This is a genomic window from Bacillus sp. T3 (assembly GCF_033449965.1).
GTDB lineage: Bacteria > Bacillota > Bacilli > Bacillales > Cytobacillaceae > Bacillus_BU.
The window spans coordinates 495,341-517,208 of the sequence record NZ_CP137761.1; the positions used below are offsets into that span (position 1 = coordinate 495,341).

General features: G+C 36.8%; 20 protein-coding genes and 1 riboswitch. Of the genes, 7 read left to right on the forward strand and 13 right to left on the reverse strand.

Going from position 1 to position 21,868, the window contains the following annotated elements:
* Positions 1 to 83: 83 nt before the first annotated feature.
* Positions 84 to 311: a hypothetical protein gene (locus RGF10_RS02555; protein WP_318507011.1), complete on the reverse strand. Its 228-nt coding sequence runs from the start codon at positions 309 to 311 to the stop codon at positions 84 to 86.
* A gap of 270 nt (positions 312 to 581) precedes the next feature.
* Between RGF10_RS02555 and RGF10_RS02560 the strand changes: the two genes are divergently transcribed.
* Positions 582 to 1,037 (forward strand): hypothetical protein, encoded by a 456-nt coding sequence (locus RGF10_RS02560; RefSeq protein ID WP_318507013.1) that lies wholly within the window; start codon positions 582 to 584, stop codon positions 1,035 to 1,037.
* 250 nt (positions 1,038 to 1,287) lie between these two features.
* On the opposite strand, the gene RGF10_RS02565 is transcribed toward RGF10_RS02560, so the two are convergent.
* The 5 genes from RGF10_RS02565 to RGF10_RS02585 form a co-directional block, all read right to left on the reverse strand.
* Complete coding sequence (locus RGF10_RS02565; protein WP_318507014.1) at positions 1,288 to 1,485, reverse strand: hypothetical protein; 198 nt, start codon at positions 1,483 to 1,485, stop codon at positions 1,288 to 1,290.
* A gap of 194 nt (positions 1,486 to 1,679) precedes the next feature.
* The gene (locus RGF10_RS02570) at positions 1,680 to 2,288 is read right to left on the reverse strand and encodes a hypothetical protein (RefSeq protein ID WP_318507015.1); all 609 of its coding nucleotides are present in this window, start codon (positions 2,286 to 2,288) and stop codon (positions 1,680 to 1,682) included.
* Positions 2,281 to 2,520, reverse strand: coding sequence for a competence protein ComK (locus RGF10_RS02575; RefSeq protein ID WP_318507017.1), 240 nt, complete (start codon positions 2,518 to 2,520; stop codon positions 2,281 to 2,283). The genes RGF10_RS02570 and RGF10_RS02575 overlap by 8 nt, the downstream gene beginning before the upstream one ends.
* A 515-nt stretch (positions 2,521 to 3,035) precedes the next feature.
* Positions 3,036 to 4,016 (reverse strand): glycerophosphodiester phosphodiesterase family protein, encoded by a 981-nt coding sequence (locus tag RGF10_RS02580; protein WP_318507019.1) that lies wholly within the window; start codon positions 4,014 to 4,016, stop codon positions 3,036 to 3,038.
* A 395-nt stretch (positions 4,017 to 4,411) separates the two neighbouring features.
* The gene (locus tag RGF10_RS02585) at positions 4,412 to 4,906 is read right to left on the reverse strand and encodes a sigma-70 family RNA polymerase sigma factor (protein WP_318507021.1); all 495 of its coding nucleotides are present in this window, start codon (positions 4,904 to 4,906) and stop codon (positions 4,412 to 4,414) included.
* 324 nt (positions 4,907 to 5,230) lie between these two features.
* Here RGF10_RS02585 and RGF10_RS02590 point away from each other — a divergent pair, with 324 nt between their 5' ends.
* Positions 5,231 to 5,908 carry a Crp/Fnr family transcriptional regulator gene (locus RGF10_RS02590; RefSeq protein ID WP_318507024.1) on the forward strand — a complete coding sequence of 226 codons (678 nt, stop codon included), beginning with the start codon at positions 5,231 to 5,233 and terminating at the stop codon, positions 5,906 to 5,908.
* Positions 5,909 to 5,966: 58 nt separating this feature from the next.
* Here RGF10_RS02590 and RGF10_RS02595 read toward each other — a convergent pair whose 3' ends face one another.
* From RGF10_RS02595 to RGF10_RS02605, 3 genes are all read right to left on the reverse strand, one after another.
* Complete coding sequence (locus RGF10_RS02595; RefSeq protein WP_318507026.1) at positions 5,967 to 7,559, reverse strand: (Fe-S)-binding protein; 1,593 nt, start codon at positions 7,557 to 7,559, stop codon at positions 5,967 to 5,969.
* A gap of 145 nt (positions 7,560 to 7,704) precedes the next feature.
* The gene (locus tag RGF10_RS02600; RefSeq protein ID WP_318507029.1) at positions 7,705 to 9,036 is read right to left on the reverse strand and encodes an FAD-binding oxidoreductase; all 1,332 of its coding nucleotides are present in this window, start codon (positions 9,034 to 9,036) and stop codon (positions 7,705 to 7,707) included.
* 682 nt (positions 9,037 to 9,718) lie between these two features.
* Entirely contained in the window at positions 9,719 to 11,035 is a 1,317-nt protein-coding gene (locus tag RGF10_RS02605; protein ID WP_318507031.1) for a S8 family peptidase, read from the reverse strand.
* A 302-nt stretch (positions 11,036 to 11,337) separates the two neighbouring features.
* Between RGF10_RS02605 and RGF10_RS02610 the strand changes: the two genes are divergently transcribed.
* On the forward strand, positions 11,338 to 11,991 hold the full coding sequence (locus tag RGF10_RS02610; protein ID WP_318507033.1) for a histidinol-phosphatase HisJ family protein: 654 nt from the start codon (positions 11,338 to 11,340) through the stop codon (positions 11,989 to 11,991).
* Between the two features lie 568 nt (positions 11,992 to 12,559).
* Here the strand turns inward: RGF10_RS02610 and RGF10_RS02615 are convergent.
* Positions 12,560 to 12,706, reverse strand: coding sequence for a hypothetical protein (locus RGF10_RS02615; RefSeq protein ID WP_318507035.1), 147 nt, complete (start codon positions 12,704 to 12,706; stop codon positions 12,560 to 12,562).
* Between the two features lie 37 nt (positions 12,707 to 12,743).
* A riboswitch (cyclic di-GMP riboswitch) is annotated at positions 12,744 to 12,834 on the reverse strand.
* 58 nt (positions 12,835 to 12,892) lie between these two features.
* On the reverse strand, positions 12,893 to 13,300 hold the full coding sequence (locus RGF10_RS02620) for a hypothetical protein (protein ID WP_318507037.1): 408 nt from the start codon (positions 13,298 to 13,300) through the stop codon (positions 12,893 to 12,895).
* A 637-nt stretch (positions 13,301 to 13,937) separates the two neighbouring features.
* On the opposite strand from RGF10_RS02620, the gene RGF10_RS02625 reads away from it, so the two are divergent.
* The 4 genes from RGF10_RS02625 to RGF10_RS02640 all read left to right on the forward strand — a co-directional run bounded on the left by RGF10_RS02625 (position 13,938) and on the right by RGF10_RS02640 (position 17,614).
* A complete protein-coding gene (locus tag RGF10_RS02625) occupies positions 13,938 to 14,396 on the forward strand; it encodes a GyrI-like domain-containing protein (RefSeq protein ID WP_318507039.1) in 459 nt (152 codons plus the stop codon).
* A gap of 234 nt (positions 14,397 to 14,630) precedes the next feature.
* The gene (gene psiE / locus RGF10_RS02630) at positions 14,631 to 15,068 is read left to right on the forward strand and encodes a phosphate-starvation-inducible protein PsiE (RefSeq protein ID WP_318507041.1); all 438 of its coding nucleotides are present in this window, start codon (positions 14,631 to 14,633) and stop codon (positions 15,066 to 15,068) included.
* 806 nt (positions 15,069 to 15,874) lie between these two features.
* The gene (locus RGF10_RS02635; protein WP_318507043.1) at positions 15,875 to 17,041 is read left to right on the forward strand and encodes a DUF6056 family protein; all 1,167 of its coding nucleotides are present in this window, start codon (positions 15,875 to 15,877) and stop codon (positions 17,039 to 17,041) included.
* Between the two features lie 177 nt (positions 17,042 to 17,218).
* The gene (locus RGF10_RS02640) at positions 17,219 to 17,614 is read left to right on the forward strand and encodes a GtrA family protein (RefSeq protein WP_318507045.1); all 396 of its coding nucleotides are present in this window, start codon (positions 17,219 to 17,221) and stop codon (positions 17,612 to 17,614) included.
* A 212-nt stretch (positions 17,615 to 17,826) separates the two neighbouring features.
* Here RGF10_RS02640 and RGF10_RS02645 read toward each other — a convergent pair whose 3' ends face one another.
* Positions 17,827 to 20,373 carry a YfhO family protein gene (locus RGF10_RS02645; RefSeq protein ID WP_318507047.1) on the reverse strand — a complete coding sequence of 849 codons (2,547 nt, stop codon included), beginning with the start codon at positions 20,371 to 20,373 and terminating at the stop codon, positions 17,827 to 17,829.
* Positions 20,374 to 20,493: 120 nt separating this feature from the next.
* Entirely contained in the window at positions 20,494 to 21,486 is a 993-nt protein-coding gene (locus RGF10_RS02650; RefSeq protein WP_412176672.1) for a glycosyltransferase family 2 protein, read from the reverse strand.
* Positions 21,487 to 21,868 lie beyond the last annotated feature (382 nt).

A 21,868-nucleotide genomic window follows, 5' to 3' on the forward strand; every position in this document is an offset into this window, starting at 1 on the left:
GCCAATAATGGCGTTTGGTCCTTGTTTATGATTGTTTATTATTTATTGTTATTTTAAAATTCCTCACTATGTACCTCACTTATTTAAAGGTGCTGTTCATACCAATGGATAAGCTCATCGATTTCAGCATTCATTTTTGCTTGAGCTAGCTGTGTTTTTTCTTTTTCGGCTAATGGAAGAAAATCAGCTACAACATCTAGATCTTCTTGATCGCCTTTTTCAACAAGTGAACGGAGGAGCTTGTATACCAATTGGGTATCATTTTCACTTACTTGCTCTACTAGGTAATGAAGGTTTTCTTTTGGAATCATCAATAAAACACCTCTTGAAAAAAATAATGTGAATTTAGGTTGCACAAAGCAACATATTCTTAATATAACGCTTAAAGGTTGGTTGAATTGTGAAAGTTGTAAGAATTATAGGTTCTGCAATTATATGAGTCTGATAGAAACAACACATAGTAACAATTTTAGTCAATGACAAAATCGAACAAATCTCTTTAATTCTTTCTCGTACAATGGGAAAATTTTGAAAAATGGTAGTAGAATAGAATTAAACTCAGATAAAAGGGGACTTGTCTTGTGGCGGATAAAGCTAAGAATATTAAAAAGATTAGAAAACAGTATGTTGCCAGATTAAATGAGATAAAGGAAGACGTAAAGAAAGTAAAAGAAGTGGTCAATGATGATTGGTACAAAAGTATAGGGTTAGTTAATGGAACAAAGGATGACTTCAAACAATGGTTTTCAGCAAGACTGGAAGAAATTTATGCAGGCTATTTAATTCAGCTCATTGCTTCAACTGAGCAGGGGTTGAAAAGAGTTTATGCCGAAATTTTTAACCAGGAATTTGATCTGGATCGAAATATCATAGCGACCATTATCGTACGTCTAAATGGACAAATGAACATTTCCATTCCACAGAGTGAATACGAACAAATAAGACGGCTAATTACCTTAAGAAATACGTTAATCCATGAAAATTTCCGAGTATCCGCTATTCTACCTGGAAGGGGTAGCGAGCTACACCTTTGTTAAAGATTATATAAAAAGCTATAAAAATACATTCAAGCAATATTTCAAGGAAATTGAAAGCAAATGTAGTTAGGGTGTTGGGGCACGCCCATTATGAACTTTTAATTGAAGCAAAGCTTAGAATGTCGGCAATATTATTTTAACTTTGTCCTCTATCCTTGATACAGATTCGAGAAGTCGTGATAGTGATAATGAAAAAGTGACAACAAAAAAACGCCAGATAATGGCGTTTGGTCTGTGTTCATGATGAGTATTATCGGTTGTTGTTTTTGTTGTTGCCAGTTAAATTATTTACAACATTCTTAGTAGCATCAACCGTGTTCATTGCGATCTTTTCCGTAGTTTCTAAAGCGTTATGCATGGTTTCAAAAGCAGAGCCTGCTGTGTTCTTTAAACTTTCTGCGACACCTTGGTTATTTTGTTGATCCTTATTATTTTTTTGATTAGCCATTTAGTCTCACCTCCTAAACAGCCATAGGATATGTATTATTACGATAATTATTCAGATGAACATTCAATTAAGGAACGACTGCATAAGCCTTCCGAAGAGCTTTAATAAATAGATTTGGAACGTGGGTACGATTCTTCTTTTTGGTTAGGAGGACCGTACCCACATTTCGAAACACTTGATTGTTTTAGTTTCTATTACTTTTTGGCGTGTAAAAGGTTTAGGATTGCAAATTTTATGGCGGTTTCTCGATTGTCCTGCTGTTCCGCCATTCCGCTTTTAGCATTCGGCCCGTCTTTTTCGAAATCTTCCTGATGAAAGGCTAAAGAATACATCATTCCATTTTGTAATGTAAATAATTTAAGCGTGTACTGCTTCCCTTTGTAGTTGTACTGTTCAATTTGTTCCACAAAAGTGATTGAATGGAAGGTGATATCACTCTTCAACTCTTTTCCCTCTTGCCTGCCTTCTTGCTTTTTCTGTTGAATGGATTTTGCTTTTTTACGCTTATGTACGTGTTCTTTTGTTGGATAAAGAAATAATTTTGTATGAGGGTCTGCAATAACAGAGATCGGATCTTTGCCTATTCCAACCGTAATATCTCTTAGTTGTTTTGCACAATGAAGTTTGTGATTGAAGGATGAAAGGAGCGGCGCAACCTCAAGGACATAGCCATTTTTAAAAATGACATTTGTTCGTCTACCATTTTGCGTCGTTCTGTAAACTTGATTCGGATTGATCCAAATTTTTGTATCTGTTGCCAATTTAGTTGGTAGAATACAAATTCCTAGAATCGGGTTAACCATCACCTGGATACATGTTAATATCGCCGAGGATTTCTCTTGCTGACTTCTTGGCACCACTAAGGTTAAATCCGTTCATTTTAATACTATTTTCTAGAATTTGAGTAGGGGATAAATTAACCAGGAATGTACTCTCCACTTCGTTTATGATCGAACAAGGATTGCCAAATTGATCATAATGCTCCACCATAAAATTAAGCTGTTGATTGATTAGATAAAGATCTTTAATTTCCACTAGGTCACTTCCTTTAATTGGTTTTGGGTATGAAAACACTTGGCTAAGGAGTGGCAGGATGACATAGGAATGTTTTTACTATGTTTACATTTTTATCACCCACTTTCAGTATGTGTTTACTTAGATTAATGGCAGCATGATGGTTAGATTGTGATAAGAAATTGATGGCGCGACAATGGTTAAGGGCTTTCAGTTGTAGGTAGTATTGTAGTGATCTTAGAGGACTGGAGTATGAATGAACATAGATCGAACCAGTGATTGGTATAATAATATATTAGTATTATTTTACTTAAATGTTTATTAATTCAAATCATAACACACTGGTCCAATCGAAAATATGGAAATTATTGTCCAAAATTAGTCAGAATTATGAATGAATTTAGACTAAGGCGACTATTAAATTTACATTTGACGGGAAAAACCTGCAATTCATAAAGAAATGAATAGTTATTTTAATAAGTAAAGGATTGAAAATCGCCGATTCAATTTTCTTATTTGAATCGGCGATTTATTATTCATTTTTTATTAAAATGGGGTGCAATCCTATCAATGCGATTCGTCCATATTCCTCCATTATAATTCTTTGGAAGACGATCCAAGTCGGTTATGGAATCAAAGCCCTCTGACCATTCACCATCACCTGCAACAAGGATCACTCGTGTATTGGCAGCTTCCATTCTATCGAGAAACTTAGAGGGGAATCCCCATAAATATGGAGCGTACTTTTCAGGGATATGGAGCTCGGTGTTTTGACAAGCGGGTGGTACATAACCTGTCCAACCAGTGGCTATGTATGGAAGGAGGCAGCTTTTCATCGTATCCATAGACATGACTCGAAGTTTAGGAAGCTTCTCCTTTACGACTTTAATCGGTTCATTGTCCCCATAAACCGTAATCAATTTTTGTTGTTCCTGTGGTAATTCATCTAGGTAGAGAGCAAGCAGTTTTCCATCTTCCTTCCGATTGCTTTTTATATGAATTAACAAATCTTGCTTTGAGAATTGGGATAATACCTCTGTCATAGATGGCATTAAGCCAATTCCTTTGCCGCGGAACTGGTAGGTCTGCCCATCGTCCGCAGTATATCCATAGCCGATGTCCAATTCCTTTAATTCACTCATCGTGTATTGTGATGGCTCGCCGTTTGCATTTGTTCGACAATCAAGCGTTGCGTCATGAAACACAGCAAATTGATCATCCTTTGTTCGCTTGATATCAAATTCTACTAGATCTGCTCCTTGTTCGAATGCTGCTTGAATGGAAGAAAGGGTATTCTCGAGATAAGGATGTTCAGGTTTATAAATACGTTCGGCTGTACATGTATTCCATTTAATTCCTTCCATACTAAACGTTTGCGCCACGCCACGATGTGCTAGTAACAAAGGTTCCCTGTTTCGATCCTTTGTGAATAGGGATGTGTTATTTAGATAGACAAAAGCTATGAAAATAAGGAAAAATATAAGGAGTTTTTTATGTCTTCGCTTTAATTTCTTCAAAATTTCTTCCTCCAACTGATAGTATACGAATCGATCGATCGTGGACTTAATCAATTTAAATATAGCAAATCTTTCACGGAAATATTTTGGTGCTTTTTTGATAATAAATAATTTGTTAAGACTAGATTGGTTTGAGCTAATCCATGCTAGATTTATTGAACAGAGCCGGACATATGGTTCTTTATTTTGATAAAATACCCTTTCTGCTGACTTATGTGGACACAGGATTCGCTATTTAGATAAAAACCAATGAATAATGCCAATTGAAGATTAAATAACGAACCTGTTGTCCATTTAGTCTATCAAAATGCCCCTTTTTGCGGAAATAGAGGAACGTATGTCCGTTTCCAAAAAGGGGACCAAGGGGACGGTTCTTTTGATTGCCTACATTACTACTAACTTTCTATTTCCATTGCTGTCTTCAATTTTTCCTTAGCCCCAGCTTTCCAATTTTTCACCGCAGATAATGATACTTGCTCGATCGCCGCGATTTCTTTTGTACCTAGCCCCTGCAAGCAATAATACAGTACCCACTTTGTCTGATTTTCGGTCAGCTGACTGCATTTGCAATAGGAAAGTAAGGTATCTTCTTCCAGCGGAACCATTGTGCCCTCATCTACAATATATTCCCATAAATCCTCCAGGGCTGGAACCTCCCGTTCGTGACGTTTTGTTGACTTCGTCATTTCAGTCAGTAGCTTTCCTTTTATGTAGCTGTAGGCATAACTGGTGAACTCACCTTTGTCAGGATTGAATCGGCTGTATGCCTCCCATAATGCGATTAAGCCGAGCTGGGAGAACTCTTCTTTATTTTTATAGATGTTCAATTTTCGCATAATGCTGTGGATCATCGGTGTGTATTGGGTTGAAATTTGTTCAAAGCTTTCCATTGGTAATCCCTTCAGAAAGCGCGCTTTGTCCTTGTATTCCTGGGTACATTTACCATAATAGAATGGGCGAGTTGCATCACCATTAGGAAAATCGATTTTGGTGTGGAAAAACCTCTTATTATCTGGAAATGGGGTTCAAAATTGAGTTTTGGTAGGGAGAATTGGGATTTTGGCTGGATTAGAGGGTTTTGCAGTAAAGGAAACAGCGGCATACTGAATAAGGGAAGCAGGGCGACGGTTCCTGATTATGTTATAATATGAATAAAATAAAGTGGTGTTTGGTTTGTTCGTCATCGATAAAATAAAGCTTTAGGATGTGGGCTTATGTTAACCGAAGAGGAGAATCAATTTATTCAGGAATGCATTCCTTTTTACGCTCATTTAAATATCGATGAACTAGAGCAGTTGAACCAGGCCATAACGCGACGGTTCTTAACTAAGGGGGATAAACTATCACATCTGAATGATAGTTGTAGCGGACTTGTGATTGTTGAGAGTGGTCGAATTCGTGCCTATATTATGTCTGAAGATGGCAGAGAAATTACCCTATTTAGGCTGCTAGAAAAAGAGATTTGCTTGTTAACCGCATCATGCATGTTTCAAAATGTGAATTTCTCTGTTCAGTTTGAGGTGGAAAAAGAAAGTAAAGTTTTTTTCATTCCTACTTCCGTATTTGAAGAAATTAGTTCTTACAATATACATGTAAAAGAATATGTGCTGGAGCAGATGACTTCACGATTTTCTAGTGTGATGTGGGTAATGGAACAGGTCGTTTTTGGAAGCTTATCGAAGCGCGTAGCCGGATTTATTTTAGCACAAACCGCCCTCGAGAATAGTAAGACCTTAACGATCACCCATGAAGCGATTGCCAAAAATATCGGATCTGCCCGTGAAGTCGTCTCAAGAATGCTAAAGCATATCGAGAGCGATTGTATTATTCACACAGCCAGAGGAACGCTGGTTGTCGATGATATGGAAAAATTAAAAGAATTAGCTAAATAAAAAGATGTTGGCCGCGATGACCATCATCTTTTCAGTTTTATCCTAATGTTAAACAAATTTATAATTTATTTTTAATATACTCGATCATTCTCGGTGTGATATGAGGAATGATTAGTGGCAGCATATTCGGCATTAAGGCATCCATCGTCTTCGGTAGTAAGTCTGGCATCAATTGTTCCATGTCCTCTGGAAGTGGGCCCACTCTGAGTGAAACCTCCCTGAGCATGTCTGGCATGACTTTTGGCATAATGTCTGGAACGAGTTTTGGCATCAAGGTTGGCATCATTTTTTCCATCAGATTCAAACCGCCTGGCGTATGCTTCATTGCCTTCATCATTGTCACCATACCCGGTGGCATATTTTCCATCATTGGTTTAAACAGTGTCGCCATAATATCAGCTAACACTTCTGGTTTCATCAGCACGATGAATTTTTCAAAATAACCCCACATTTCCATTGAGTAATCGGTCTTGTCTTCAATCGGGTAGCCAAGGCCTTCCATGACAAAGCGGGCCAGGTCTGTGACGTGTAAACCGAGCTTATTTTTATCATTGGAGTCACGAAGCTGAACCTGACAGCATGGACATAGCGCCACGACTGTATCCGCTTTGACATCGACTGCCTCTTGCAGGCGCATTCCGCCTAATTTGGGAGCGACTGGCGTTTCGCCGATTAGGGTCAGCACCGAGCCACAGCAGTAGCCTTGCTCTCGATTGTGTTCCATTTCGACGAGGTCCACACCCGGAATCGCTTTAAGAAGGTCCCGAGGCGGTTCATAAATTCCTTGTGCTCGCCCGGCGTGGCACGAGTCGTGGAAGGTAATTCGCTTATTAATTTCATTGTTGAACTCAAGCTTGCCGTCCTTGATCGCCTCAGCCGCGATTTCCGAGTAATGCTTTACTTCAAAGTCGTATTCTATTCCTTTCTTTGCAGCGAGCTCGGCATATAATTCCTTCCAAACTAAGCCACATGCTGGACAGGAGGTCACGATCGTTTTCGCACCGCGCTTTTTCGCTTCCGCTACATTGTGCTCAAAAATTTCCTCGAATACATCCCATTTTCCAGATACCTTCATTGGGATTCCGCAGCATGCCTCGTCGTTACCCATATAGGTAAAATCAACCCCGGCTGCGTCCAATAACCGTACCGATGCTTCGGCCACATCGGTATTGACGAAGGAAGCTGTACAGCCAGCAAAATAGAGGACCTCGCCCTTATCCTTGATTTTCGCCTTAATATCTTCAGGCACCCAGTCTGCTCGTTTTTCCTTTTTGCCAGCCCAAATATTTCGTTCGCCCCTAAGGGATGCAGCCATCATTTCAAACGGTGGGAACGTCATCTGTTTATCCTCATTTATCAGTGTGCCGCGCAAATCCATCCAGTTATGTTCCACTGGAATATCCAACTGGCAGCGTGTGTTGCACACTTCACAGGTTGTACAAAGTAGGAAGTTCTTCACCGTATCTGGATTGAATTTTTCCCGTCCAGCAATGACTTCCCGGAGATAATGATATTTTCCTCGTGGTGATTGTGATTCCCAGCCTCGTCCGGCAAATTGCTCGCAGGATGAAACACAATAGCCGCAGCGCGAACAAGCTGTTGCATAATAGGCAACATCACCTGGGATTCCTTTTTTCTTTCCTTCGCGCACAGCTTCGCCAAATGGCGCGGTTGCGGCGTTGGCGAACGGTCGGATGAGTGGCTCCAATGTAGAGGCGGTGCCCATCACAGTGTCAATCATGCCGCTGCCTATTACCTTATTTGGGTTCAACAAGCCTTTCGGGTCGATCTTTGCTTTATACGATTTTATTTGTGCATAACGATCGGTACCGAACACACTTTTCGCTTCGCGGCGGAAATAAAGTCCCGGTCGCATAAGCCGAACCACCGTGCTTTTTCGCGATTTCGATGACCGAAAGAGACAAGGCAAAGGCCATATTAAACGCAAAGGTTCGTTCATCATGTGGAATGAATCCTAATAGAATAACCTTTTCACCCTTGGCGGCCATCCCTTCAAGCACAAAGGAGTGTTTGATTTTTGTATCAATTTCATTGAGGACCGCTGCCAAGCTTCTTAATGGGACAACCACCTCGGTTGGAATGATAGAAGGTCCGATTCGTTTAAACCGCATTGGTCTAAATCGTTCCTTCCACTCATGCTGAGCCGCCTGTTCAGAAAGCTCCGTCCCTCTATGTTGAACGATGATTCGTTCTAGGTCACGATCGATTGCTCCATGTCTTGATTCTGGATAAGCGATAAGCATGACAAAGGTTTCAGGTAAATCGGGCTCAGGCTGGCGTTTTTCCTCTTCATAAGCGTGCCCATGACGATGTGGTAGCTTCTTCTTTAATTTCATCGACTCTGGATTTAAAAAGGTAATCGACCAAATTGGTAATTTTGCTTCATAGATCGCCGTTAAGGCAGCGCCGAGCTCTTCGTTAGTTTGAAAAGAAATTAAGCGATGGATTTCTGGTTCCAGTTCTCTAACCTTCATTGTGATTTCCGTAATAATGCCGGTAATACCTTCTAAATCAGCAATATAAAGCTTAAGCTCTTCACCTGAAAACGTTTTGGATTGTCCGTCTGGTAAAATAACCTTCGCCGCTGTTACATTTTCCTTAAAAACCCCATATTCATAGCCACCGAATCCTGTGCCACCTTGGGCTAACAAGCCACCGACAGTTGAAGAGGGCAGGGAGGAAGGATACAAAATGAGGTCCAGATCTTCTTTGTTCAGCTGCCTTTGCAGCTGCTCCCAAATGATGCCGGCCTCCACTGTAACAGTGAGGTTCGATTTGTCGATGGAAATAATCTTGTTCATTCCCGAAATGTCCACGACGATGGCTCCTTCCTCTGGTAGGACTCCACCAAACCCGGATGTAGACATACCACGAGGAACGAGTTTTATATTTTCGTTGTGCGCTAGTTTAACTAACTCGCTAATTTGTTGTCCATCCTTTGGACGAACGACTGCGCCAGGAATTCCAACCGGGAGGAAGGGTTTGACCAAGCCCGGCAAAGCGCCAACGTCAAAAGAATACATTTTCCGTTCCACTCGATCCGTCCGCACTCTGTCCTGGAACAAATCTACTAATTGCTTCTCTACCTTTTCACCTATTGTTACCATTGTAATTCCCTCCGAAAAAACGATAATTTGTACTACCCTAAAGCTGAAAATCGAAAAAGGATAAATGATATGTTGATATATAAACTTACAGCTTAAGTATCGTTAATCGACAGGTGTGAACTCTGTGATAATGTCACAAACCAAGAGTCAATATGTTACGGATTTATTACAGTTGGAGAAGCAAGGGGGGATGAGTTAAAAGAGGGTTTTGGGATTGATCCGTCCTAGTTATTGGTATTACTCCTTTTGGAATGGCAGGTGATCCTAGACTGATGATCTTAAATTACAACCGGATAAGAATTGATCAAGCCCCGTTTCATGTTTTTAGGGGCAATCTCTTGCTTGTTCTTTTGTCTTGATCGTTAAAGTCATTGTGACACTTAGCTTTTCATACACTATTTTTACAAAGAAGGATTTACTGGTTTAACAAGGAAGTCATATGTACCTAAAGCCCTGCAAGCAATAGTACAGCACCCAAAAGCCGATTCAATATTCATATTTGAATCGGCAATTTATTTATCTATTCATTAAACTTGGGCCCAATCAAATCAATCCGATTCGTCTATATTCCTTCTTATATTGTGGGTGTTAAATCCTAAGGAAACAGAGGGAAAGTTCATGCGTTTTCTTAATTAATGATATTAGCATATCAATTAAGAGGGTTGAGATTTAAATAATCGTGTTACTGAGGGATGGAATTTTCAGCGTTGATGTAGCCTGCACCATAGATGTTGTTGTTGTGAGCCTCATCGTTCCATAGGTCTGTACCTTTGATTAACATCTCTTTTATTTGTTTTGGTGATAGGTTTGGATCTTTTTCTTTGAAGAGTGCACAGATTCCAGCACAAATTGGGGTGGCCATTGAGGTACCTGATAGAACGGTATAATCATTGCCGACACGTCTGCTTTTTTGTAGTTTATCTAAGTAAGAGTTTGGCGAGCGCAATGAAACAATGTTGACTCCAGGTGCTAGAAGGTCTGGTTTTTCAAGACCATATAGAGTCGGGCCACGACTAGAAAATTCAGCAACTGTGTCATCCGTTCTTTCGACCGTATCACGGTCATCTAGAGCCCCAACCGTAATAACTTCATTGCTTACGCCAGGACTGGCAATCGTCCCTCCATTTGGTCCTTCGTTTCCTGCTGCAACACAAACCACAATTCCTGCATTCCAAGCTGACTCTACGATTTGCACCATTGGGTCACGGTCATCTGTTCCATAGTTTTGCGCAGTACTACCTAGCGACATACTAATAATATCGATTTTATCAGTATTATTTTCATTGTACTGAATACACCACTCGACCCCTCGCATGACGGTCTCAAGAGAACCGGACCCTAGTTTGTCCAATACCTTAACTCCTACTAGATTGGCAGCCGATGCAGGACCAGTATACTCTGGCGAAGCAGAAGCAGCGCAACCAGCACAGTGCGTCCCATGACCATTGTCGTCATAGGCTTCCTGTTCGTTATTTACGAAATCCACAAATTCTGTAATTCGATCGCCAAGGTCAGGGTGTTGATATATCCCTGTGTCAATAATCGCAATCTTCACACCATTGCCTGTCAACTCTTTGCCACCTCTAACGACATGCTTCGCGTTGGCGGAAGGTACTGCTACATTTAGTAAAGCCTTCACTTCACTGTTTAAATAGATTCTATTAATATGTTGGCAGCCTGAGAGAATTTCTTCTAACCCATTTGGAGTCACGTTTGCACTAATGCTGGAAATTCTGGAGAATCGATATCGAACCTTATTTCTCATGTGTTGCTTCATCACACCTTCTACTTCTTGACAGCCGGTATCATAGCAACCCTTTTTAAACTCAATAATAACCGAGAATCTTTTAGTCTTTTTTATAGTTCCTTCAAAAAACTTATGCAAAAAGCACGGTGTCCACTTGAAGGGTCTATAGAGATTTAACAGCTCCTCCCGCAACGGGCGCTCCAGTTTATTAGCATGAGCTCGTACCATTTGAACCATTGAATAACCAAACAAATTATTATCTCCTCCTTTCATAGTTAATAAACAATCTATGAAGGTAGAAAGAATATGGCTTGAGCGCTTGTCCTATTTATAGAAAAAAGGCTTAAGCAGGAAGGCGGTTCTTATAGGGATCAATCGGAAGTTTTACGAAAAAAAGACAAGACTAGTGGAGAAGAATGAAGTCATGGTCCCCGGTCTATGGGGATTTAATATTTTATTTTCTTCTTTCGGCGCATCATTCTGTTTTCTAGTGGACAATGATTCTATCCATCCCTTATAGTTATCATCATAATAAGGATGGGGGAGGGAGTACGATGTATTTAATGGATTATCATCACCACACAAATCATTCTTTTGACTCCAATGCAAAAATGGAGGATGTATGTATCCAAGCAATCAAACGTGGGATAAAGGAAATTTGTTTTACAGAGCACTTCTCCGTTAATCCACTTGCATCAACATTTGGACATATGAATTTTGATCGTTATTTTCTAGATATAACAAATTGTCGAGAAAAATTTGGCTCACTCCTAAATATTAAGGTAGGCATTGAGCTGTGTGAGCCCCACCTGTTAATGGAGCAGTATCAGGACGAAATTGGCCCACTCGATTTAGATTTTATTTTGGGTTCCGTACATAATATCGATAATCGCAAACTTCGACTTGTTCTTCAAGAGCATCAGCATCACGCCTATCAACTCTATTTTGAAGTGCTATATAAATTAGTAAGTTTAGCAGATATTGATGTCCTTGCTCATTTAGATTTAATGAAACGCTATGCGCATAAAGAATTCGGGTTGTATCATTTTCCCGACTATGAGGAAGGCATCCGTGAAATTTTGAGAAAAGCGATACAGCGAAATATCGGGATAGAAATCAACACATCTGGACTTCGGTCTGATTTAGGTCAGCCCCTGCCTTCGTTTGAAATTATCAAGCTGTATAAGGAATTAGGGGAGAGATCTTAACCATCGGCTCAGACTCTCACAAAGCCGAAACCGTTGGAGCGGGAATTCAAGACGCCTACGCAATAGCTTTAGAATCTGGATTTACTCATATATTCAAATTTGATAAACGGAAGGCAATTGCGGTGAAAATATAAGGAAGTTCTCTAATGCAGGAGATTATCGGCAGACCTCAGGGCTTCGAAACCCGAGGGAAAAAATTGCCAGTAGCAAAGGTTTAGCGGACATTTCTTTGAAATTTAAGTATTGAACGGACATATAGTTTCTTATTTTGATAAAATAACCTTTTTGCAAGACTTAAAGGGACATAGGATGCCTTATTCATATAAAAACCACTGAATCATGCCAAATAATGAGCAAATAACGAACCTGTTGTCCGTTTAGCCTATCAAATCAACACTTTTTGTGAATATAGAGAACCAGATGTCCGTTGCCACAGATCAGGTAAAAAAGACAAGTAAATTCATTTTGATGTACAGTTTTGCCCACAAAAAAAGGCGCGAATTCGCGCCTTTTTACTCGTTAAGTATCTAACATTTTTTGTTGCGATATGTTAATTACAACTGATAGATCAGCTGTTAGCTATATTAAGCGTTAAACCTCTTTGTTTTTCTTCTAACCGCTTACTTTCGTACCATTCAACAATTTTACGTTCTTTTGCAGTCAGGTAGCCTACTTTAGCCCTAGGTGCAGTTTTTCTCATGTTTTTCTTATTCATTTTTATCCCCCTAATGAATCGTACGGAGGTATCCGTATTCGGAAACTGGCGAGCATAATCATGTCAGCATGACCTTAGCCCCTATAGTTTTGCGTCATCATTTTTCAATGATTTTGCCATTATCGTACGATTTTGAATTTAGTACTATTATAGGATAATATTACTACTTTTGGAAGACGTAATAAGCTATTCTTCCTGTTTTTCTATTACATTTTCTTGTCCACTAGAAGCAAGCCGATTAAATACATACAAATTCGAGCCTTGCGAGCCATTCTCTCTTTGCGTTTCGAAAACGGTGAGGATACCTAAGCTTGTTGCCTTATTAATCATACGTTTGAATGAAGTTCTGGAAATACCGTGATCATAGATATCTTCATGAATCGTACTTAACATGGTGCCAATTGCTGTGTTGCACACCCCAGGAATTTGTTCTGAAAAAAACATGAGCCATTTAAAGCCGACTAATTCACTTTTTGAAAAAACCTGCTTATATTTTCCCATCCATAACTCCATATGAAGCTGATAGTCCTCTACAGACTCAAACTTCGAAAACCGTTCTAAGGGATCGAACTCATTCATCTTCAGCCTTATCATTCCGCATCACCCTTTTACATTCTATATAGTAATTCAGGGTGAATTTGGGTAGGGTAAATGGAAAAAATCAGGAAAATTTGTGAACACCGTTCTTCAGCAAACGATTAAAATATGTCGACAAAAAAATTTCGGAATTCTAAGCATTTAATTTTTTAATAAAATAAAATTGTGATAATATAAAATTAACAAAATGTTCACTTATCTAACATATAATAGACAAAAAGGAATATTGAACAACTTGGTTGTTTGTGGATGAGTTTGGGTTTTGTAACGCTAATGAATAAAGGGTTCGGAAAACCCCTTTTCCGAAAATCGAAAAATATTAGGATTCTTCGATTTTCAATATCTCGAATTTCACTGTTTTCCAAATGAAATGTAAGTTTTTATGTTTCACCATTAACCAAATGAAAACCTTACCTATTTAAGCTGGCCAATCGGTCAGCTTCTTTTTTTCGGAAGCAAGATTCGCTAGAACAGCTGGAAAAAAGGAAACCGCTAGTACATGACAGCCAACACCCTTCTTCAAATTTTCAAACTTTAGGAAAAGGGATTATAATTTAAGTAGCTAGAGTTAATGCGCGGAAATCAGGAAAAGGCCGGTGGATATCGTTGTTACAAGGATAGGGAGGGACTAGTAATGAATGATTCATGTCAAATTCAGGAGCAATTGGTGCAGCCAGTCGTGTCGATTCGGATGAAAACTTCAGTTGATCAGTTGCCCATGGTCATTGGGCAATCGTACGGAGAGATTATGAAATATTTGAGTGAGAAAGGCGAAGCGGTTGCTGGAATTCCATTTGTCGCCTACTACAACATGGACATGCAGAATTTGGATGTGGAGATTGGGATGCCTGTAGCTCACCCTATTGCTGGGAGAGGTCGGGTTCAGCCTAGTGAAATTCCTTCAGGAAAATATGCTTCATGCACACATATTGGTCCTTATCCAGAAGTCGGCAAAGCCTATGATAGGCTCTCAGAATTCGTTATGGAAAACAAAGAAGTACCAACTGGAGTCGCCTACGAATACTATTTGAACAGTCCTGAAGAAGTACCGGAAAGTGAACTCGTAACAAAGGTTGCGTTTCGATTGAATTAGTTGTAGATAAGTAGGTATAGTTCAAGTTTCAGTTGGAGAATCATTTTATCGATTATAAGAAGTGATTCGAGGAACTAGATTGATTATGTCGGCTCAGGGCTGAGTCGGCTTTTTTTATGTGAGGCCATTAAGAAAAAAAATTTATTTAAGATTTCTTTATCGTAACTTCATGTATGATCGTTAAGATAAGGATAGGATAGAAATTATTTGTATAAACCAGAGGGGGACATTTCAATGTTAAAGGGAAAGAGTGATTTAGCCCATCTTATTCCAAAAATACTGCAGAAGCTATTGAATGCTTCGCTCGTTTTTCTAGCCATCATCTTGTCTTTTTTATTAATCAAGGAATTATTTATGTTTAGTAAATTGTTGTTGCTTGAAGAGGGAAGTAAAAATTATCAAGTTTTTCTCGATAGCATCCTCATTTTCTTTTTGTATTTTGAGTTTATAACAATGATCGTGAAGTATTTTAAAGAAAGCTATCATTTCCCGCTTAGATACTTTATCTATATTGGGATCACCGCGATGATTAGATTAATTATTGTGGAGCATTCTAATCCAGTTAGTACATTGCTGTATTCTTTTGTCATCTTAGTCCTGATTATTGGATATTTCATTATGAATTTAACTCCGCGTGATCGTCCCGAAAGCAGTTGGTTCTTTAAGCGATAATGCTACTGTAAGGGGTTTTCAAAAAACGCAACTCTTCTAAAAAAATTAATCAATCGTTTGATTAAGATTAATGGCGTTTGTAAACATAAATTTAAATCAAACGTTTGATTAGAAGCCAAAATCACTAGACACAATAAAGGACACTCCCATAGTGTGAATGGGTAATGGTTTATTTTGTTTTTTGAATGATACAATTGCTTATAACTTACCTTGACCTGCCATTTGCTATTCCATATTATTTTCTCTAGTGTTAGAATCTACTCGGATGATTTTGTGCAATGATTAATCATATATAGTTTAATTTCATAATACTAAGCGTTTGCTGATCTATCCCATCGAATGACATCTCTGCTCCATTTTGGTCAAGGTTTAATACGATAAGGGAATGTTTCAAGTAAGGAACTAGGCAACCACTTCGCTTGGCGAAAACCATTGTGAAGAATACGACAAATGTTTAAAATAAATATAGTCAAAATCTGAATAGGTTTACCGATAAATTGGTCGAAAAGGTGTGAATAGTGGGTGGCTACCGACTGGAACATATTGAAAATGGACAATTTGATTGTTACAATAAATCTGTTTTGTAAAACGCATATTATTTAGAAGATCATAGTCATATATTAATTAAAAAAGAGGTAGTCTTTAATGAGGAAAAGTATTAATTTACCGTTTTTATCTATAGTGTTTATCTTATTTTATTTAATTCATTTAAAAATTACAATCGTACCTGGTAGCGACGACTCTTGGTTTGCTGAAGCTTCCGAGAATACCCCCTTTTGGGAATGGATAACTAATCGATATTTGACATGGTCGGGACGTCTTTTCCGGATGCGATGCTTTATGCTTTGTTAGATGAGTATCTATGGTTATGGAGAATTCTAAACTCGATATTTTTCATGATTCTTGCTTACGGATTAGTCCGTCTAATTAAAAAAGAAGTTACTAAATTAGAGTTTATTTTTGCACTTTTAGTAGTAGCGTATATAAATGAAGGTATATTGAATAATGGACTTTTTTGGATAACAGGAACAATGAATTATCTTTGGCCAATTGCACTAGGAATAGTAGCGATGATTCCTTTCGCAAATAAAATTCTTGGGATTGACCCTGTGTTGTCTAATAAAAGTTTAGTCATCTACGTTCTTTCTGGTATTATTGCATCAATTTCCAATGAGCAAGTTGCTATGTGTATGTCAACCTTTGCTTTAATTTTTTTAATTGTGACCTACATAAAGTACAAACTAATTGATAAAAAACTACTGTTTTTTACTATCTTGATTTTACTTGGTACTTGCATTTTGATTTTCGCTCCCGGAAATGCAGTAAGATGGGATAATGAAGTCGAGAGATGGTTTCCAGGCTTTGATCAGTTTTCCTTAAAGACCAAATTACATTTAGGTTTTATATGGCTCTATGGACAGTTGTTTGTTGTCATGAGAAACATAATATTGCTGTTATCATTAACAGTGTTTATTTTATGTTATAAAGAAAAGGATATAACCAAATATAGGTATATCTTTTATGTTTTTTCAGCCCAATTATTTGTTCTTATTTCATCAATAATCTTGAATCGGAATGTCCTTTATAATTTTGGACTAATTAATTCTTATCGAATAAGTCAAAATATTCTTCAGCCATGGACAAGTGATATAGGGTTTTTATTAGCATTATTTCCGTATGTATTTTGGACATTATTTAGTTTTTGTCTTGTAATTTTAACTCTTAAAAAGAGTAAACATCCATTTTTTATTTTCCTATGTTTGGCGGCTGCTGTTACGACCCTAATAATGATGTTTTTTTCGCCAACCATTTATGCGTCAATTGAGAGACCATTAGTCGTGGGGTCCGTTTTAATATCCTCTATTATTATCCGTCTAATGATTGAAAATGAATTCTTAAAAAATAAAATAAACATCATTATTCTCAGCTGTTTTCCATTGTTAAATGTGTTGCACTTAATTAAGAATTGGTAAACTGGTTAGTTAGGAAATCATGAAAATATAGGTGAATAAAGAAAGTATGTTAATTGAAATTAATTTTTTTCGTTGTTCCTTGAGATCTTTGGTAAAAGGGAAATAGGGAGTAAAAAGGGGAAAGTTACCATAAAAGAGTATAATGACAAATAGGTATCGACTTTAGGGAGTTATTAAATGAATAATAAAAAAGAGGTTTTCAATTATCTTGTATTTGGGGTACTAACGACAATAGTGAATATTGCAAGCTATGGACTCCTAACAAAAATAATGAATATCGATTATAAGGTAGCGACAACGATTGCTTGGTTATTATCTGTAATCTTTGCTTTCATCACTAATAAAATGTTTGTTTTTAAGAGTTTGAGTATCGGGATAGATACACTGATAAAGGAATTTTCCTCATTTCTTTTTTTTCGTATCCTTTCATACTTTATTGATTTGGCCATGATGATTGTTTTGGTAGAATGGGTAAGGATGGATGATGTCCTAGCGAAAATTTTTGCCAATATTGTCGTGGTGGTTTTAAATTATATTGCAAGTAGGTATTTTATTTTTCAAAAAGCAAACTAATCTTTAACATTGATTAGTTAAAAGAATGAGGTATTATTCTTTGTTGCAATTAAGTAGTTCCTAATTTTATTTTTTTCTATTTCGGCAAAGCCGTAATTTTGAGATCAATACATGCTCTAGTCAAAAATGATTTAGGAAAATTGTAGCAAATGAATTAAATTAGCCGTATATTCGATTGGAGATTCGGAATATACGGCTATTTGTCATGCGCGTTAGTAATTTTTTTTCTTAAATAATAATCTACTGATAATCAGAATGATACTACACCCAATTGTCACGATACAACCTAATATAAAACCAGGAGGCAAATACTTTAATTCAATACTATGTGTGCCTTGCTGTATATCAAAACCGATGAATCCACCTAGTTTTTCTACTTTTACAGGTTCCCCATCTAGAGTTGCTTTCCAGCCACGGTCATAAGGGATTGATAAAAATAATGTATTTGCTTTTTGTACATTAATGTCTCCATTAATTTTTGTATTTGTCCAATTGGATACCTTTAGAGACTGTGATTTCAATTCATCAATCTGCTGTTCAAACTTTTTCATGTCTAATGCATAATACATCTCTTGAGATAATTGAGTTTCTGGTACTACAAACTCTATCTTTACCGTAACTCTTTCATTTGAAAAAGCACCTAAATCTAATACCCTCTCATTATGATAGGTCGGATAAACTCCAAGAGGTTTTCCATTTATATATATATTAGTCTCGTTAAACCCTGCAAATCCTTTTCCAGCTGATAAAAACATGTAAAATTGCTTTTTATCGGATAAATCAAAGGATTTTTCAATAGATCCTTCCAATTCTGGCTTAATCTTCTTAATTAGTTGAACTGAGCCATTTTTTGTAACTTCAAGATTGTTATAGCGAGTGGAATTTGCCTTCGCTTTTGTGAAAAGTTCAGAACCGATAAAAGTATTTTGCTTGATAAAAGGATTATCTTCGGAAATATTAAAATCCACCTGCTTTTTATCCACTACAAAGCCAATCGGTAGGACATTCTGATTTTCATATAAACAAAACTCACCTTTACAATTCATCTTTTTATATCCATGTTTATTGATTGATTTATTAGTAACTGCATATTTAAACCCAAACATTGCGTCAGTAGAAAGGATCCCATTATTTTGTGCAGCGGACCGTGGTCCTAAAGTAGTACTGTATCCCAATTCATTCAGAAATTTATGTAATGTACCGTTTGATAGGGTATTAAAATTTGTCATTCCATTATAGCCAAATCGCATTGAATCATTTGCTGTTAATAAGTTTGCTGCATTTGTACGAAATAAACCGGAATCATTATTGTTCATTTCCTTTATAATGTGCTCAAATGAAGAATTAGCATTATAAACATTTCTTGGGATACTGTATCCAGGATAACTATTTAATGTTTTAACATGATGATAAGCATTGAAGCTCATCTCAATACAAATGGTGATTAATAGTAAAGCAGAAACCCAATTTCGTCGACTACTAACAGACACTTTTAGATATAGCAACAAGCTAAATATTGTCATAAATCCAATATTTAATAACGCCTTCTTGATTGACATCCATTCTGGAGTTAGCTTTGTTAATAACATTAAGATAAAAACATTGACTGCATATATAATAAATAAAGAAGGAACTTTTCTTTTGTCAAAAGTACAATACGCTCTATAAGCCAGGTAAATTAAAACAAAAGAAAAAACAAAAGAAAAGCGGTATTCATATCCGACCGGTTCTTCAAATGCATGCCAAATAATATTAATTCCCTTAATTTGAAAACTCAAAAACAATAGCCACAATAAAAGAAAATACATAATTTTTTCTTTAATATTTATTATTGAATTAATAAAGAATAGTGGAAATAACAATAAGACGAATACGCCGCTATAAACATTTGGCATATCAAATAGATGGGTACTTCCTGTATAAAGTTTTGTGGAAAATTCAAAAAAACCAAAGGAAGTATCCAACATTCCTTCCCAATTGGTTGGCTGGTTAGTGTTGTTTTTTAAATGTAAGAATGTAGGAACTGTGATAAATGCCGATAACCCTCCTGCAAGTAATGTACAGACAAAAAAGGAAGCAAATATTTTTAATTTGTTTATTACATCACTGTTTTCAATAGAAATAATTCGAATAATAAAATAAAGGAATGTAAATATCCCTACCATGTAAGCAATATAGAAATTTGCAATAAACAAAATAGCTAAGGAGATAATCAGGAATTTATATTTGTAAGTGAATAATTTTTCAACTCCCAATAAAACCATTGGAAGCATATAAATCGCATCCAACCACATAATGTTAAAGAAATAGCCAATCGAAAATGAAATTAACGCATAAGCGGTTGAAAATAATAAAGGATTTAACCTTTCACCCTTAATCATATTAGACAAATATACGTTCATCATTAAACCTGCTAAGCCAATCTTAATAAGGCTCATTAAAATAAAGGCTTCAGGCATAAACTTAGGGCCAAAAAATAAGACAATAACTGAAACCGGACTTGATAAATAATAAGCAAAAGTCGCCCAAAAATTTAATCCCATCCCTGCTTCCCAAGCGTAGAAGATACTACCATTCCCTGTTAACACATTATAAAAGTAATTATAAAACTGAATATATTGAGTAAATTGATCGGCCATTAGAATTGAACGTTCCCCAAATGGGTATACCCTCCAAAGGGCAAAGACTCCTCCTAGTAAAAGAAAGGGCAATATAAAAGAAGGGACGAATTTTTTTAATCGTTCATAAATTTTTTTCATTTTTTCCTCCAATAACTTCCACTCGTTAACATTACATGAAAATAGGCATCGAATTTTCGACACCTATTTCGCTTTATATTATAAAAAATATATTGTCGAAGTTCTTACTTATTGTATCCTCTATCCTTTATTTACAACTCCGATTTTCCTTTTATTTACACTTTCAGCTATTTTATTGGTGGATTTTTCCTTAACAATGTAATTTGGTCGTGCTTTGACCTCGATAAAAATTCTTCCGATATATTCACCAATAATCCCGAGGAATATTAACTGAATACCACCAAAAAATAAAATAATGGATACGATTGATGAATAACCGCTAACAGGGTTACCAAATAAAAGCTTTGAAAAAATCACATAAAACATATAGAAAAACGCAGAACTAGCTGTAAAAAAACCAAAATAGGTAGCCCAGCGTAGTGGAGAAATGGTAAATGATACAATACCATCTATAGCATAATGAACTAATTTCCAAAAACTCCAGCTAGAATTTCCTACTGCTCTTTCCACATTTTCAAATTCGATACATTTTGAATTATAACCAACCCACATAAACAAACCTTTTGCAAAACGATTCCGCTCTTTTAACCTCAAAAAGCTGTCAACTGCTTTTCGATCCATCAAACGATAATCTCTGGCGCCATCAACAATCTGTACATCGCTCATATTGTTAATTAGCTTATAGAATTGTTTTGCAAACCAGCTTCGAATAGGTGGTTCACCACTTCGAGTGGATCTTCTTGTATAAACAACGTCATAACCGCCGATTAACCAATCATCAATCATTTGCGGTAATAAACTTGGTGGGTCCTGAAGGTCCACATCCATTAAGACAACAGCATCGCCGTATGCAGCTTCAATCCCAGCTAACATAGCAGCCTCTTTACCGAAGTTTCGGCTAAAGCTGATATATCTTACGTTTGATTCTTTCTTACTTAATTCTTTCATTTTTAGCTCTGTTAAATCCTTACTACCATCATTGACATAGATAAATTCATAATCAATACCTTCAATTTCTTTTAGAACCGGATTAACAACAGAGTAAAACAATTCAATTGATTTTTCTTCGTTATAACAAGGAACGACGACGGAAACTACCTTCAACACATTCACCGTGCCCTTTCTATTTTTATTGTATAACAGTGATGAAATCTCGTCGGTAAATTGTATTTGACCAACAATGAGTATTTATGGAACAAAACAGTACTATTGTATCAATTCATCTATATATTTACAATACAAAGGATGAATTATAGTAAATTATGGTTATAAATTATTTTAAAAAAATAATGGATAATAAGAAAGGGGGTTTCAATTACCTTGTATTTGTTGGAATAACTACATAAGTAACTATTGCAAGCTACGGACTCCTAACAAAAATAATGAAATATTGATTATAAGTTAGCAACAATGGTTGGTTACAAGACAAAAGGCACTCGATGTACCAATCGAATGCCTTTTGTCGTCATAAATTTTAAAAATAAATTAACTTTCA